The organism is Vibrio sp. 10N.286.48.B8 (assembly GCF_003050085.1).
GTDB classification, from domain to species: Bacteria; Pseudomonadota; Gammaproteobacteria; order Enterobacterales; family Vibrionaceae; genus Vibrio; species Vibrio crassostreae.
The window spans coordinates 40,871-56,804 of the sequence record NZ_PIGD01000021.1 but is presented as its reverse complement, the minus strand read 5'-3'; the positions used below and the strand labels follow the sequence as shown (position 1 = coordinate 56,804).

Genomic DNA, 15,934 nt, shown 5'->3' with positions numbered 1-15,934 from the left:
AGAGCTCACAAGCTCTGCTTTTTTCTGTCTAGAGCCAAGAGCACTAGATATAAAGTAGCGATAATCTGTTTACGATTCGAGTAATACCGTTGCCACAGCGTAGTGACGCTCATCCGAGATAGTCAGATGAATCGATGTTGTGCCATTCGCCTCTGCGATTTCACGCGCTTTTTTATGCAGGCTCAGAACTGGCTTACCATGCTCATCGTTTGAAATCTCAAAGTCGTGGAAGGTCACACCCAGCGCGATCCCCGTGCCTAACGCCTTAGATGCCGCTTCTTTGGCAGCAAAACGTTTTGCAAGGTAACGCCCTTTTTGCTTCAGTTGCTGGAATACTTCAAATTCAGAATCGGTCAAAATACGCTGAGCAAAAGCGTCACCACTTCGTGACAATGCCTTTTCAACACGTTCAATTTCTGCGATATCTGTACCTAATCCAACAACAGCCATGTTTACCCTATTACCAAACTTCTATCTATTAATTCTACTAATTAGTCGCTTAAGACTTAACGCTTACTGTTTAGAAAACTAAGCGTTGTTGCGCGCTGTTTCCATCACGGCTTTCATGTCTGAAACGGCTTTGTTCAAACCATCAAACACTGCACGTCCCATGATTGAGTGGCCGATGTTCAGCTCGTAGATCTCTGGAAGAGCCGCAATCGGTGCGACGTTGTGGTAAGTCAGACCATGACCCGCATTGACTGTGATACCAAGATCGTCCGCGTAGCTTGCGCCTGCAGCAATCTTTTTCAGCTCGTCTTGTTGGTCTTCTTCTGTTTTAGCATCGGCATAATGGCCAGTGTGCAGTTCAATGAACGGTGCGCCACACGCTTTTGCTGCGTCGATTTGCTCACGGTCAGCATCGATAAACAGAGATACTTTAATGCCAGCAGCAGACAGTTTTTCCGTCGCCGCTTTGATCTTTTCAAGTTGACCAACCACGTCCAAGCCACCTTCAGTGGTCAGCTCTTCACGCTTCTCTGGAACCAGACAAACAAACTCAGGATTAGTATCGAGGGCAATTTGAACCATCTCGTCCGTTACTGCCATCTCCAAATTCATACGAGTTTGAAGTGTTTCAGCTAGAATACGCACATCGCGGTCAACGATATGACGACGGTCTTCACGCAGGTGAATAGTAATACCGTCAGCACCCGCACGTTCAGCAATTTCAGCTGCGTGTACTGGATCTGGGTATTTAGTACCACGTGCATTACGTAGTGTTGCAATATGGTCGATATTAACGCCTAAAAGGATTGAGCTCATTTTCCAATACTCCGTGCTCTAGAGAGGGCTATTGTTGGCATAAATAGCTCTCTACTTTTTAATGGTTTGCCGCCAAGATACGGCTTTAAGGCTATGCGTGTAAAGCGTTTTGCCGCTTTTAACTGCTCTTTAGTGATAAACCTACGTTCACTGATTGCGATTAGTTCATCGCCCATAAAAGTAAGGTTGTCTCGACGCACCGAAGCGATGAAACCTTTCTGCTCTCGATAGCGATAAGTCATGCTCGGATCAATCGCTTCGCCAGTACCCGCGCAGTGTAAAAAGTCGACGCCGTAACCCATAGCGGATAATAGAGCCAACTCAAAGCGACGCAGTGCTGGCTCAGGGTTTTCATTATGCGCCAGCTCTGTTAAAGCATGAAGATAGTCGTGAAAAAGTGCTGGCATCGGCACTTCAGCCATCAATACGCGACCAATTAACTCGTTCACATACATGGCTGAATACAGATTGATACCGGCGAGAGGAAGCCCCAAGCTAATAGGTTCAGCTTGGCGTAAGGTTTTCATCGAACCATTACCAGACCACTTAAGCAGTAGTGGCGTAAATGGTTGTAGTGCACCTTTCAAATTGGAACGCTTGCTGCGAGCACCTTTAGACATCAACGTCACCCGACCGAACTCTTCACTGAAGACGTCCAAGATCAGGCTCGACTCACTATATGGTCGACGGTGCAACACAAAGCATCGCTGTAACCCTTCGCTCAATCACTTACCCTTATTACAGATACAAAAAGAGAGAGTTCGCACTCTCTCTTGGATTTATCTTCAGTTCAACTTTCTTAATCTCAGAAAGTGACGTTCAATATATTATAGATCGTCGATGTAGCCTAACGAGCGAAGTGCACGCTCATCATCAGCCCAGCCAGATTTAACCTTAACCCAAGTCTCTAGGTAAACCTTACGGCCGAACAGTTCTTCCATATCGATACGCGCTTCACGACCAATCGTTTTGATTTTCTCGCCCGCTTTACCAATCACCATTTTCTTCTGACCTGTACGCTCAACAAGAATCAGTGCATTGATATGGAAGCCATCATTATCTGGGTTGTAATCGAAACGTTCAATTTCAACCGTTACCGAGTACGGTAGCTCATCACCCGTAAAGCGCATCAGCTTTTCACGGATAATTTCAGAGGCCATAAAACGTTGCGAGCGATCTGTCACGTATTCTTCCGGGAAGTGGTGTGTCGCTTTAGGTAAATGTTCACGTACGTGCTTACGCAGTACATCAATGTTTTTACCTTGCTTCGCTGAGATTGGCACAACGTCAATGAAGTCCATCTTCTTAGAGACTTCCATCATGTGCTGCATCACGTTAGTACGGTCTTGAACGTTATCTACTTTGTTGATGCAAAGTACAACTGGGAAGTCAGTCTTCTTCAGTTTATTCAGAACCATCTCATCGTCGTCAGTCCAGTGAGTACCATCAACAAGGAAGAATACTAGATTCACATCACTCAGTGAGCTGTTCGCCGCACGGTTCATCAAGCGGTTAATTGCACGCTTTTCTTCAATATGAAGTCCAGGAGTATCAACAAAGATCGCTTGGTAATCACCCTCAGTTTCAACGCCCATAATACGGTGACGTGTCGTCTGTGGTTTACGTGATGTAATAGAAATCTTCTGACCCAGAATATGGTTCAGAAGCGTCGACTTACCTACGTTTGGGCGACCGACAATAGCGATGAAGCCACAGTGTTGGTTTTCCGGTAGGCCTGTTTTTTTGCTATCAGATGAAAAGAATGCATCGATATCGAAATCTTGGTTGTTATCAGACATTGCTTAGTTGCTCTAATGCTGTTTCAGCAGCCGCTTGTTCTGCCTTGCGGCGGCTAGTGCCTTTACCGATAACAGGTTTATCCACACCTGCCACTTCACACTCAACCGTAAACTCTTGGTTGTGTGCTTCACCTTTAATATTAGTCACTGTGTAGACAGGCAGAGGATTTCTTCGACCTTGCAAAAACTCTTGTAGGCGAGTTTTCGGATCTTTTTGAGATACTCCAGGCTGAATAGCATCTAGGCGAGATCGGTACCAGCTTAAAATAATGCCGCGAACCGTCTCGGTATCACTATCTAAATAGACAGCACCGATGATCGCTTCAACCGCATCCGCTAGAATAGAATCACGACGGAAACCGCCACTCTTCAACTCACCTGGACCTAATTTTAAGTAATCTCCTAGTTCGAATTCACGACCTAGTTCTGCCAATGTATGACCACGTACTAATGTTGCACGCATGCGGCTCATATCACCTTCGTTTACTTTAGGGAAACGGTGGTAAAGATCATCAGCGATAACAAAACTTAAAATTGAATCGCCCAGAAACTCAAGACGTTCATTATGTTTACCTGCGGCGCTGCGGTGAGTCAGCGCCAAGTGGATAAGATCGGCATCATTAAACTGATAGCCAATCTTTCTCTCTAGTTTATCAATTGGAGAATTCATGCTCTCTCGATGTGTTAATTGATCGATTAATGAATCCCACCGATGCGATTAAAACGCACACCAGTAGGAATCCATGTTGGAAGTACACTGTCTGAACCGCGTTCGAATTCGAAGCTTATCCAAATAGCAACGGCCTTACCAACAAGGTTTGCTTCAGGGACAAAGCCCCAGTAACGGCTATCAGCACTGTTATCACGGTTATCACCCATCACAAAGTACTGGCCTTCTGGAACGACCCACTCGTTAACACCATTGCGAGGCTGATATGCTTGCACACGATCACGGCGTAATGGGTTAACTAAAATTTGGTGCTCAACATCTCCAAGCTGTTCATTCAGCTGAATCAGAGGCACACCATCTTGAATAAATTGGCTCTCTTCAACGTGACTTAGTTTCACTGGTTCACAGCTACTTGTACCCTTCGCCTGAATACAGATCTCTTTACGACTGCTGTAGCGAATAGTGTCACCTGGCATACCAACAACACGCTTAATGTAGTCGATGTTTGGCTGAGGTGGGTACTTAAATACGATTGAATCACCGCGTTCTGGCTTGCCTGTTTCTACCAATTGAGTGCGCCATACTGGGTCTTTTAGACCGTACGCGTACTTCTCTACCAAGATAAAATCACCAACCAAAAGGGTTGGCATCATCGAGCCTGATGGGATTTGAAACGGTTCATAGATGAATGAACGCAAGATCAAAACAAATGCAATTACCGGGAAAATGGACACACTGTTCTCAACCCACCAAGGCTGAGCCGTAACTTTTGCGCTGGTTTCAGCGTCTAGGCCATTCGATTGTGCTTCAACGTCAGCAAGCTTTTGCTGGCGCTTCTTCGCCCACACAAACTTTTCCAACGCCCATACAATGCCGGTCACTAGAGTTACGATCACTAAGATAAGCGAAAATGTATTAGCCATTGATATCCCTTAAATTTCATTTCTTTAAAAATAACGAAAGTGAAAGAGCATAACTCTTTCACTCTGCTTAATATTTCTAATTTGTATCAATCATGCTGACTAAATGCTGGGAAGATTACGCAGGAAAAATCGTTTAGTTCGAGGCGCAAAGTGCAGTGACTAGTGAGCCTAATTGCAATCTTTGCAACAAAGAAATAAACGATTTTAACCAGTAATATTCAGCAGATAGTTAGTGCGATTGATACCTAGTCTTTTCCAACGTGAAGGATTGCAAGGAAAGCTTCTTGAGGCAGTTCAACGTTACCGATCTGCTTCATACGCTTCTTACCTTCTTTTTGTTTCTTAAGAAGTTTCTTCTTACGACTGATATCACCACCGTAACATTTTGCGATTACGTTCTTACGCAGTTGTTTTACTGTAGAACGAGCAATGATGTGGTTACCAATCGCTGCTTGAATCGCGATATCGAACATCTGACGAGGGATGAATTCTTTCATCTTCTCTACCAGTAGACGACCACGAGACTGAGCAATATCTTTGTGCGTAATGATCGCTAGAGCATCAACCGTTTCGCCATTCAGTAATACGTCTACACGTACCATGTTTGATGGCTCGTAACGTTGGAAGTTGTAATCCAATGATGCGTAACCGCGAGACGTTGACTTCAGACGGTCGAAGAAGTCGAGAACTACTTCAGCCATAGGAAGATCGTACGTCACAGCAACTTGATTACCGTGGTAAACCATGTCTACTTGTACGCCACGCTTCTCTACACACAGTGTGATTACGTTACCTAGGTAATCCGAAGGTACCAGGATATTACAGCGTGCAATTGGTTCACGAATTTCTTCTAGGTCATTAACCGCTGGCAGTTTAGCCGGACTATCAACGTAAAGAACCGTTTTATCTGTTTTTACAACTTCATACACTACTGTTGGTGCCGTCGTGATTAGGTCTAGGTCGTATTCACGCTCTAGACGCTCTTGGATGATCTCCATGTGAAGCATGCCTAAGAAGCCACAACGGAAACCAAAACCAAGTGCTGCTGAACTTTCTGGTTCAAAGAACAATGACGCATCGTTCAGGCTTAGCTTGCCTAACGCGTCACGGAAGTTTTCGTAGTCATCAGATGATACAGGGAATAGACCTGCGTATACCTGAGGCTTAACTTTTTGGAAACCAGGCAGACGTTCAGTGCTGCCGCCTTTTGCAAGCGTCAACGTATCACCAACTGGTGCACCTAGGATGTCTTTAATACCACAAACAACCCAACCTACTTCGCCAGTATTTAGCTCTGTCGTGTCGATTTGCTTAGGCGTGAAGATACCTAGACGGTCAACACCCCAAACTTGGTCTGTCGACATTACTCGAATCTTGTCGTTCTTCTTCAGCTTACCGTTTTTAATACGAACCAAAGAAACTACGCCAAGGTAGTTATCGAACCAAGAGTCAATGATCAACGCTTGTAGAGGCGCTTCAGGATCACCTTCCGGTGGTGGGATAGCCGTTACGATGTTTTCTAGAACATCATCTACGCCTAAACCTGTTTTAGCAGAACAGCGAGTCGCTTCCATCGCATCGATGCCAACGATCTCTTCGATCTCTTCAGCAACACGCTCTGGTTCAGCAGCTGGTAGGTCAATCTTGTTCAAGATTGGCACTACTTCCAGCTCCATTTCGATTGCTGTGTAACAGTTTGCTAGAGTTTGTGCTTCAACACCTTGACCAGCATCCACAACCAATAGCGCGCCTTCACAAGCGGCTAGAGAACGAGATACTTCGTAAGAGAAGTCTACGTGTCCAGGAGTGTCGATAAAGTTAAGTTGGTAAGTTTCACCATCTTTAGCTTTGTAATCTAAAGTCACACTCTGCGCTTTAATTGTAATACCACGCTCGCGTTCTATATCCATAGAATCGAGGACTTGAGCTGCCATCTCACGTTCACTTAATCCTCCACAAACTTGGATTAAGCGGTCAGAAAGGGTCGACTTACCGTGGTCGATGTGGGCGATAATCGAAAAATTACGAATGTGCTTCATAGGCTTGGTGTGACTAAACTCTTTGAATAGGGATAATAAGAAAGCCGCGACACGTCCAATCTACAGTCAGCATTGGTGGCGGCATTTCAATCAAGTTGGCAGATTCTACCCAATTTAAGGGCAAGAAGCATCATAAATTAGACGAGAGACTCACCAAGGATTCGAATCAAGACGACTTCTTGCTTGGATTTGTCTTCCATGGGTTTGGCTAACCGCTTCGCTAAGGCAATCCCACCAGCAGTAAACAGTGCTGCACTTAAGATAACAATGCCCTCGCCCCCTTGAAGTAAGGGTTGCAACAAGAGTTGTCCAAAACCAGCACCAATCATCAACATGAAAAGTGGGATCAGATAAACGATCGCCGCCGACTGAAGTAGGCTTTTTTCTGGAAAGCCAATTTCTACGATTTGTCCTGCTTTGACTAAGCTTTTGGTTTTAAGCTGCCAAAACAAAGATTTATTGCCAACAGCCTTAGTCACAATACCTGTTCCGCAGCTTTTTTGAGAAGAACAACTGCTGCAACTGGTTTGTTGCTCGCAGCTCAATTGAACAAAGTATTGCTTACCTTTTTGTTCAACCGAGCTAACGGTCGCCAGCGCGGTCATCATTGCGCTTGTACCGATTTATTGAATGTAACTGACTGAGCAATACGTTTTGCAGTTGCCGGCGGAATGTCACCAACCACTGAGATCTCTTTGTCGCCAATCACTAAGCTGTGCAAGGTTCTACGCCCTTGACGTACTAGCTGCCCTTTCAATGAATGCTCGTCTTTTTCAGCGATATAAACCGAAAAGCTAAACAATCCATCACTGAAAAGCTGACTTTCAACCATTTTATCGGTCGCAGCCATTTGATAGCGGCTAAGCTCTTTTGACTTAAACCCTTCAGGAATCCAAGACGCTTGCCAGTTAGTTTCACTCACTAAGCCTTCCGGCAGTGATAAAACTTTCGGCAATTGAGCTTGGTTCAAGCCACCCATTGCCTCAGCAATTTTATCGTTCACCACGTAAGAGATAGTGCGGTACTGTTCAAGCACTTCGCCATCACGGTCCAAAAGGTCGGCACGCAAAGGAAGGCTTGTTTTCTCGTCTACCCAAACCACGTAAGAATAGCGAAGGCCATCTTTCGGCACGACCCGCAGTACTTGAGTAGTGCTGCCCGCTTCACGAGAGCGCCCAACTTTTACGAAGTCGTAGTACTGATTCAGTGATTCGATATCTCTATTAATCATCGGAATAACAGGTGCAACCATACTGCCAGACTGAATCGTAAATGGCTCTGTACCCGGTTCGATGTAGCTAACTTCATTGCCACGTCGAATGACTTCACGAACAGGGCCGCTTAGGTAAACAAGGTGTGCAAGTTGTTGGTCGTCGTTAACTGCATGGCGATAAACAAGAGGTTCAATACTGCTCTTCTTTATCAATATGTAGGAGAGTTCGTAATTTAGATGCTGACTGGCCTCGTTCATTTGATGCAACAAGGCCTTTGCAGTGGTTTCCTCTGCAAAGGCTGTTGGAGACATCAAGCTGAACAGTGTCAGTGCACTGACCAGGATTTTCTTCATTCAATGTCCGATTCTAGATGTGCATCTTGCATTGGCGATGCATCACTGTTTAGTCTTAGCTGAAGCTCATAATCTTCTAGCATTGCATGAACGCGTTTACGCTGCTCTTGCAAGTTAGCTTCCGATGCCGGCTTCTCAACAGAGTCACGCGTTAAACTTACTGGTTCCGCAGAACCCGCAAATGGAATCGTCTGGAGTACAGGCAACTGCTCTGGAGCTGCAGGGTCGCTGCCACCATATTGTTGAACACCTAATACAACCGCCAATGAAACACACGCTGCTACGGCAACTTGTCCAAACTGTTGTAACCAAGCCGGAAGCTGACGCTTCGCTTGCTGAGGTTTAGGCTGCTCTTCAATTGGAGCAACGGTAGGTTCAACATTCACTTGGTGCAGGTTCGGCATTGCACTATGTATAGGCTCAGCTTCAAGCGCTGCTGCCACATTGTTAGCAATGTTCCAATCTTGAGTTTCTGGCGCATCCCCACGCATAACATCACCAATTAAATGGTAACTCTGCCAGGTATCCATGCTTTCTTGATCAGATTCAAGATCTACAATGAGAGCTTTATCGATCGTTTCACCATCCATGAGTGCCGAAAGCTTTTCTTTATCAGCCATTATTTTCACCATAATTATTACAAGTTCTAGCGTTGCAAAAGAGGTTTGATTTTCTTTTCCACTGCTTCACGAGCTCGGAAAATACGCGAACGTACGGTTCCTACAGGGCAATCCATTACTTCTGCAATCTCTTCGTAGCTCAAACCTTCGAGCTCACGCAACGTCATTGCAGTTTTTAAGTCTTCTGGTAACGCTTCGATCGCTCCAAAAACGACTTGTTTCAATTCTTTTGACAGCGTTAAGTTCTCAGGGTTCGATATTTCTTTTAACGCGCTGCCTGTTTCGTAATATTCTGCATCTTCTGCATCTACATCGGTTGCTGGCGGCCTACGGCTTTGGGCAACGATATGATTTTTAGCGGTGTTCACGGCAATTCGGTACAACCATGTATAGAAGGCACTCTCGCCACGAAAGTTAGGTATCGCGCGGTAAGCTTTAATAAAAGCTTCTTGTGCTACATCAGGTACATCACCGGAATTATTCACGTATCGAGAGATAAGATTACAAACTTTGTTTTGATACTTAACCACTAGTAAGTTAAATGCCTGCTTATCTCCACTCTGAACTCGCTCAATCAACACTTGATCGGTTAGCTGCTCGTTCATTCGAGCGGGTACTCCTATTGTTATAACCCTCACCTTCGCAGATATGGGTACTAATTATGCGAAATGTAGTATTGACACCACCGTCTACAAGAGCACTATTGTGACTAAGCCAAATACCGAAAGTTCCAACTTTCTTAAAATTATTTGCCATTATTGTTTCACAATGTGATGTAATAAAAATAGCTATCCCTATCAATTTGGGGAAACTTGAGCAAAAGCAATGGTATTGAGCAATTAAATATTTCTAGATAGCTGTCTATATATTGATTTTGCATAGCGTTTAAGGATGACTCTGGAGAGATTATAACAGTCTTACCCAAACTCCTAAAACAAGACAAAGTCAATTGAGAGTGGACAACTCGACTATAGCCCGGGATTTAATAAGTTTTATGAACGCAAACCGTGAACATCAGTGTGATGTATTAGTGGTAGGAAGTGGTGCGGCAGGCTTGTCATTAGCCTTACGCGTAGCAGAACATGCAAAAGTAATTGTATTAAGCAAAGGACCACGCAGCGAAGGATCGACGTATTACGCACAAGGTGGTATTGCGGCGGTGTTCGATGAATCGGACAGTATTGAGTCTCATGTAGAAGATACTCAAATTGCTGGGGCTGGGTTATGCGAAGAAGATACAGTTCAATTCATTGCTGAAAATGCTAAAGAGTGTGTGCAATGGCTGATTGATGGTGGTGTTCCATTTGATAAAGATGAGAACAGCACAGAAGGCCAACCAAAATATCACCTCACTCGTGAGGGCGGCCACAGTCACCGCAGAATTCTGCACGCTGCCGATGCAACTGGCATGGCGATGCAAACCTCACTGCAAGATAACGTCAAGAATCACCCAAATATCGAGATCTTCGAGCGTCACAATGCGCTGGATTTAATCACCGAAGATAAGATAGGTGGTTCGAAAGACAAGGTTATCGGTGCCTATATTTGGAACCGTAACCAAGAACACGTTGAAACCGTGCGCGCTAAATTTGTTGTATTAGCAACAGGCGGCGCTTCAAAGGTTTACCAATACACCTCTAACCCAGATGTCTCTTCAGGTGATGGTATTGCTATCGCTTGGCGTGCGGGTTGTCGTGTGGCAAACCTTGAGTTCAACCAGTTCCACCCGACTTGCTTATTCCACCCAGAAGCGCGTAACTTCCTACTAACGGAAGCATTGCGTGGTGAAGGTGCCTATTTACGTCGCCCAGATGGGTCTCGCTTTATGAAGGACTTCGATGAGCGCGGTGAATTGGCTCCACGTGATGTGGTTGCTCGTGCGATTGACTTTGAAATGAAGCGCTTAGGTGCTGACTGCATGTATGTTGATATCAGCCACAAGCCTGAAGAATTCATCACGACGCATTTCCCAATGATCCATACTCGCTTGATGGATTTGGGGATTGATATGACCAAAGAACCGATTCCAATCGTACCAGCTGCTCACTACACTTGTGGTGGTGTCATGGTCAATAAGCAAGGTCAAACTGACCTCACTAACCTATATGCGATTGGCGAAGTGAGTTATACAGGCTTGCACGGTGCAAACCGTATGGCTTCAAACTCACTGCTTGAGTGTGTGGTATACGCGTGGGCAGCCGCAAAAGATATCGTTGAAAACATCGACCAATCTCAACTGTGCGCTGAACTTCCGGCATGGGATGAAAGCCAAGTCACCAACAGTGATGAAGAAGTGATCATTCAACACAACTGGCACGAGCTAAGACTGTTCATGTGGGATTACATGGGTATTGTTCGAACGGACAAACGCCTTGAACGTGCAATGCGCCGCATTCAGATGTTGCAGCAGGAAACTCATGAGTACTACAGCTACTTTAAGGTTTCAAATAACCTATTAGAACTGCGTAACTTACTACAAGTGGCTGAGTTGATGGTTCGCTGTGCAATGCAACGTAAAGAGAGTCGCGGCCTACACTACACGCTGGATTACCCAGAACTTGCAGAAGACAGCGGCCCAACCATTCTGACACCAGAGAAAAGCCAGTCTTAATTCTTGGTCATGGAAAAAGACGACAGGGAGCCTAGAGCTCCCTTTCTTTTATCTTTGGTTCTTGTTTATCCAATGCTTTCGTTTATCAAACGGACTCGTTGTAAATGCGCCAAGAAGTGTCGATATTCACGTTCATTGCAACTATCTCGCCACAACAAGACTGAATATCCGCACTCAAACTGCAATTTAACGAAGAACTGCGCCCAGATCTTATCAACGGACTTAAGTGTGTAGGCTTGCTCATTGAGTCGGATCTCGCCATCTTCTTTATAGTCAAAGCATCCATGTGCTGTATTCAAGATTACATGATTGGCTTTAAACAAACTGAACACTAAAGCTAAACAATAGAGGGCAACAGCGAGTGGAATAGAAGAGAAAACGATGAAAAACAAAAGGCACCCAAAAACAGTGCCTTTTGCAAATAATGCGGAATACGAAGGGTTAAGCTGAAGCTTAACGAACCTTGCTGAGGTTATGCGCGACAATTTTATCAACCATTGAAGCATGGCCTAGGTTTTCACTGCGTCCGTGTCCCATTACCCAAGTAAACAGGTCTGGGTCATCACACTCTAATAGAGAAACAAACTCACGCTGCTCCTGCTCTTGCAATGAATCAAAACACTCTTCGAAAAATGGCATGATAACTACGTCAAGTTCCAACATGCCACGACGGCAACCCCATTTAATTCGTGCTTTCTGCTCTGCAGTGTACATTGGCTATCCTCACCTATAATTTTTCTTTCTCGGAGTGTAACAAGTCATACGCTCTGCAACTACTATGTGAGTCACAGTCCCTATCTAAGCTCACAAAAAAACCTAAGCTGACAAAGAAACAGAACCGGATTAACATAGAGCCAAATAAAATTCTTAGGAAAGATAAAATGGATTGGAAAAACACATTTCAGCCGCTCGCTCATACGCAAAATGAATCACTTCCAGATCTGATGATGACACACGTGTCAGACTGGAGTGCAATCACCATGATAGGCGATGACAAAAAGTCGTACCTGCAAGGTCAAGTAACGTGCGATGTCGTCACTCTTCCTAATGATGAATCCACGTTAGGCGCGCATTGTGATGCGAAAGGAAAGGTTTGGAGTATCTTTCGTTTGTTCCACCACAATGGTGGCTACGCTCTTATGCAGCCTAAGTCTGCGATTGAAATCGAATTAGTTGAAATTAAAAAATACGCCGTATTCTCTAAGGTTGATATCGAGCAAACGTCTAACGTTGTTATCGGTGTGATGGGCGCGTCAGCTGATCAATACATTGACTCAATTTCAGAAAGCCAAGGCAACGTACGTATTATCTCTGGTGGTACAGCGGTTCAAGTCTCTGACAACCGTTGGGCTCTACTTGTTACGCAAGAAGCAGCAGAAGCCTTGGTATCAAGCAGCACTGCAGAAAAAGTATCAGAAGCGCTTTGGCAGTATCATGAAATTCTTGATGCTCAGCCGAACCTATCGAAAGCAGAGCAAAACGAACACATTCCTCAAGCACTCAACCTGCAAGCGATTGGCGGTATCAGCTTTTCAAAAGGCTGTTACACAGGTCAAGAAACAGTTGCTCGTGCTAAATACCGTGGCATGAACAAGCGTGAAATGCACATTGTTTCAGGAACGAGTTCAAATGTATTGTCTCTAGAGAATACGATTGAACTAGAGCGCAGCGTAGGTGAGAACTGGCGCGGTGCAGGCCGACTATTAAACGTCTATCAATTTGCTGATAATCAGGCGATTGGTTTGATGGTGTTGCCAAACAACCTTGATGACGATGTTCAGCTTCGATTGACTGCGCAACCTGAGCAAGTATGGAACATTCTGCCACTGCCTTACAGCCTTGACGAAGAGTAACCACGTGGAAACACTGATTACACAATGGTTAGATCAACAGCAGGTGGACTATCGCCTGTTGGTGCAAAGCAAGCCAACCACCAGCATCGAAGAGACCGCGCAAGAACGAGGTATTAATGCCTCTCAAATGGTCAAGTGCATCCTGCTTAAGGATATGGGAAACCAGTATGCGTTGGCCTGTACTCCTGGCGATCGCTCTATCGATCCAAAGAAAGTACGCTCGGTACTGAATTGCCGTCGAATGACCTGCGTATCACTCGCTGATGTTGAAGCCATCACCGGCTTTAAAGCTGGGTGTGTTGGGCCTATTGCTCTAAAGAGACACATGCCGATCATTTTTGATCCTTCCATTCAGAGCAACTCGACCGTTACCATTAGCTCGGGTGAACGAATGGCTGGCGTTGCCTTGGATCCCAATGATCTCATAGCACTATGTGCACCGATCATCGCTGACATCAGTCGATGAACGTTTCGAACAGATCATGCTTCGCAAACTTCATTTCAATATTTCATTGAGTACATTTTTAGTGTGAACTTCGTCATAAGAAAAACACACTTAGCTTAAATAGTTACTCAAAATAAAAGCATAAGTAGTCACAAGATTAAATTTGCGTTATTGTGATTTTACTGACTAGCCTTTAAGCAAATCAGTACAAGTGAATCCACTGAGTAACATCAGTATCCACTTTTGTGTAATGCATCTGTGACTATTCGCCCGTTTTAGACGGGCTTTTTTTTGTTCAAAATTTACAATTTGATTACACAAACAAAAAAATCCCGCCTATTCTTATACTTGTAACATTAGCACTGCTTAATACCGGACAGGAAAGTTCGTAGCAGTTCACTACTCAGTATTATTTTGGGGAGGAGCTCACGTAAAAATAGATATTTACTAAAGAAAGTGCTTAGAACAGCACAAATATCTAATTAACGTCAACTCTACTGCATATTAATCCACGCTTATCACAATTATTATTACGGATTTTTTCTATAATATGCAGGCTAGGTAAATATAAGGATAATTAAAAATGAGACTGTTTAAGCGCTATACACCGAGTATGATTGCTAAACATGTAAGTCGACTTTTCAAAGGACGAATCTACATTTACGGCGTAGGTAAATTTGAGTTTGATAACGGTAAACTCGTACTACCAGACCGAGCAGAGAAGCGTCACTTCCAAACCGTGAAAGAAATAAATAGTGAAATCATGAAACTGCGCTGCGCGTACGCATGATCTGGTATTCTAAAGACTTAAAAACAAAAAGGGTTGGCATTATGCCAACCCTTTTTTCGTGTTCATGATGTCGTCAATTGCTATCAACTTTAGTTATTGACCATCAACAGCAAGCCATCTCACGCGACTATCGGTGTGCTACGGGGCGCTTAGCTAAATCCGGAAGATTGCCCGACAACCCCAGCGCTCGCTTCATTATCTCATCTTTCGCACCCGGTAATTGACCAGCAAGCTTCATACCGATACCACGAATCAGCTTCTTAGCCGGATTATCGCCTTCAAACAGATCTTTAAAGCCCTGCATTGAAGCAATCATTTTCGCCGCCTCAGCTTTTCTCCAGCGCTCATAGCCACGAAGGTTACGCTTGGTGCCAATATCCTCACCAGAAGCCCATAACGTTAACAGCTCTTGCGCTAAGCTTGCTGCGTCTAATAGACCAAGGTTCACGCCTTGCCCTGCTAATGGGTGAATAGTATGAGCAGCATCACCCACCAAAGCGACACGCTCTACAACAAAGTCACGTGCATAACGCATGCGCAGTGGGAAGGCAAAACGGTCACCAACCACTTCGCATAAACCAAGTTTTGAGTCGAACTCTGCCGTTAGCTGCTTATTAAAATCAGCATCCGACATTGATACCAGCTTCTCGGCACGATTAGGCTCCGTAGACCAAACTATCGAGCTCATATTCGTTGGTTGCATTGGCAGGAACGCCAATGGGCCTTGAGGTGTAAATATTTGACGAGCAACGCTATGGTGCTGCTCTGAGGTTTTGATGTTCGCGACAATCGCACTGTGGCCGTAATCCCAATGAGTTAATGGGATATCTTGTTGCTTGCGAACCCAAGAGTTTGCACCGTCAGCTCCAACAACTAACTTTGCTGTCAGCGCTTGGCCGTTGTCTAACGTTAGCCATGCTTCGCTCTCACCAATCGCCATCGTTTTACACGTTGCAGGCATGTATAGGCTGACATTATCTTGCTTCTTAACCTGATCAAGCAGCGCTAATTGGATTACGCGGTTTTCCACAATATGGCCTAGGTTAGGCTGTGCTAAGCGTGTTGAGTCAAACTCAATGCGAGCAAAGCTGTCTTGTTCCCACACTTCCATCGCTTGGTAGGGCGAAGCACGTCTTTGTTCGATACCTTGCCATGCGCCTAGATTGCGAAGAATCACTTCACTCGAGCGGCTCAATGCCGACACACGCACATCAGGCAATTCGCTAAGCCCTTCGCTAGGCGCTCTGCCTTCAATGACCGCAATTCTTAGATCGCTGTCTTTCAGTGCAGCCGCAAGCGCTAGGCCAACCATGCCACCGCCAACAATCGCGATATCAACACTTTGCATCAT

18 protein-coding genes are annotated in these 15,934 nt (G+C 44.9%); 4 read left to right on the top strand and 14 right to left on the bottom strand.

Features of this window, described 5'->3' with window-relative positions; all coding sequences use genetic code 11:
• Positions 1-69 precede the first annotated feature (69 nt).
• From acpS to rpoE, 11 genes are all read right to left on the bottom strand, one after another.
• Positions 70-450, bottom strand: coding sequence for a holo-ACP synthase (acpS, locus tag CWO08_RS19860; protein ID WP_017059039.1), 381 nt, complete (start codon positions 448-450; stop codon positions 70-72).
• Between the two features lie 78 nt (positions 451-528).
• Positions 529-1,266: a pyridoxine 5'-phosphate synthase gene (gene pdxJ / locus CWO08_RS19855; protein ID WP_048659397.1), complete on the bottom strand. Its 738-nt coding sequence runs from the start codon at positions 1,264-1,266 to the stop codon at positions 529-531.
• Entirely contained in the window at positions 1,263-1,991 is a 729-nt protein-coding gene (recO, locus tag CWO08_RS19850; protein WP_048659398.1) for a DNA repair protein RecO, read from the bottom strand. Before recO ends, pdxJ begins: the two co-directional genes overlap by 4 nt.
• A gap of 102 nt (positions 1,992-2,093) precedes the next feature.
• Complete coding sequence (gene era / locus CWO08_RS19845; RefSeq protein WP_017059042.1) at positions 2,094-3,065, bottom strand: GTPase Era; 972 nt, start codon at positions 3,063-3,065, stop codon at positions 2,094-2,096.
• A complete protein-coding gene (gene rnc, locus CWO08_RS19840) occupies positions 3,058-3,735 on the bottom strand; it encodes a ribonuclease III (RefSeq protein WP_102478258.1) in 678 nt (225 codons plus the stop codon). The genes era and rnc overlap by 8 nt, the downstream gene beginning before the upstream one ends.
• Before the next feature lie 26 nt (positions 3,736-3,761).
• A complete protein-coding gene (lepB, locus tag CWO08_RS19835; RefSeq protein ID WP_048659399.1) occupies positions 3,762-4,658 on the bottom strand; it encodes a signal peptidase I in 897 nt (298 codons plus the stop codon).
• 245 nt (positions 4,659-4,903) lie between these two features.
• On the bottom strand, positions 4,904-6,697 hold the full coding sequence (gene lepA / locus CWO08_RS19830) for a translation elongation factor 4 (RefSeq protein WP_048615653.1): 1,794 nt from the start codon (positions 6,695-6,697) through the stop codon (positions 4,904-4,906).
• 137 nt (positions 6,698-6,834) lie between these two features.
• Positions 6,835-7,305 (bottom strand): SoxR reducing system RseC family protein, encoded by a 471-nt coding sequence (locus CWO08_RS19825; RefSeq protein ID WP_048605807.1) that lies wholly within the window; start codon positions 7,303-7,305, stop codon positions 6,835-6,837.
• Positions 7,302-8,264: a sigma-E factor regulatory protein RseB gene (gene rseB, locus CWO08_RS19820; RefSeq protein ID WP_048605809.1), complete on the bottom strand. Its 963-nt coding sequence runs from the start codon at positions 8,262-8,264 to the stop codon at positions 7,302-7,304. The genes CWO08_RS19825 and rseB overlap by 4 nt, the downstream gene beginning before the upstream one ends.
• A complete protein-coding gene (locus CWO08_RS19815) occupies positions 8,261-8,884 on the bottom strand; it encodes an RseA family anti-sigma factor (protein WP_108020964.1) in 624 nt (207 codons plus the stop codon). The genes rseB and CWO08_RS19815 overlap by 4 nt, the downstream gene beginning before the upstream one ends.
• Before the next feature lie 26 nt (positions 8,885-8,910).
• Positions 8,911-9,489, bottom strand: coding sequence for an RNA polymerase sigma factor RpoE (gene rpoE, locus CWO08_RS19810; RefSeq protein WP_008223963.1), 579 nt, complete (start codon positions 9,487-9,489; stop codon positions 8,911-8,913).
• 389 nt (positions 9,490-9,878) lie between these two features.
• Between rpoE and nadB the strand changes: the two genes are divergently transcribed.
• Positions 9,879-11,495, top strand: coding sequence for an L-aspartate oxidase (gene nadB / locus CWO08_RS19805; RefSeq protein ID WP_009847657.1), 1,617 nt, complete (start codon positions 9,879-9,881; stop codon positions 11,493-11,495).
• A 65-nt stretch (positions 11,496-11,560) separates the two neighbouring features.
• On the opposite strand, the gene CWO08_RS19800 is transcribed toward nadB, so the two are convergent.
• Both CWO08_RS19800 and CWO08_RS19795 read right to left on the bottom strand, forming a co-directional pair.
• A complete protein-coding gene (locus CWO08_RS19800) occupies positions 11,561-12,001 on the bottom strand; it encodes a protein YgfX (protein ID WP_012604792.1) in 441 nt (146 codons plus the stop codon).
• Positions 11,949-12,209, bottom strand: a complete 261-nt coding sequence (locus CWO08_RS19795; RefSeq protein WP_004735374.1) for a succinate dehydrogenase assembly factor 2 — start codon at positions 12,207-12,209, stop codon at positions 11,949-11,951. Before CWO08_RS19795 ends, CWO08_RS19800 begins: the two co-directional genes overlap by 53 nt.
• Before the next feature lie 167 nt (positions 12,210-12,376).
• Here CWO08_RS19795 and ygfZ point away from each other — a divergent pair, with 167 nt between their 5' ends.
• The 3 genes from ygfZ to CWO08_RS19780 all read left to right on the top strand — a co-directional run bounded on the left by ygfZ (position 12,377) and on the right by CWO08_RS19780 (position 14,583).
• Positions 12,377-13,348 (top strand): tRNA-modifying protein YgfZ, encoded by a 972-nt coding sequence (ygfZ, locus tag CWO08_RS19790; protein ID WP_108020963.1) that lies wholly within the window; start codon positions 12,377-12,379, stop codon positions 13,346-13,348.
• 4 nt (positions 13,349-13,352) lie between these two features.
• Entirely contained in the window at positions 13,353-13,814 is a 462-nt protein-coding gene (locus CWO08_RS19785) for an aminoacyl-tRNA deacylase (protein WP_108020962.1), read from the top strand.
• A 562-nt stretch (positions 13,815-14,376) separates the two neighbouring features.
• Entirely contained in the window at positions 14,377-14,583 is a 207-nt protein-coding gene (locus tag CWO08_RS19780; RefSeq protein WP_009847660.1) for a DUF1107 domain-containing protein, read from the top strand.
• A 127-nt stretch (positions 14,584-14,710) separates the two neighbouring features.
• On the opposite strand, the gene CWO08_RS19775 is transcribed toward CWO08_RS19780, so the two are convergent.
• A complete protein-coding gene (locus CWO08_RS19775) occupies positions 14,711-15,934 on the bottom strand; it encodes an FAD-dependent 2-octaprenylphenol hydroxylase (protein ID WP_108020961.1) in 1,224 nt (407 codons plus the stop codon).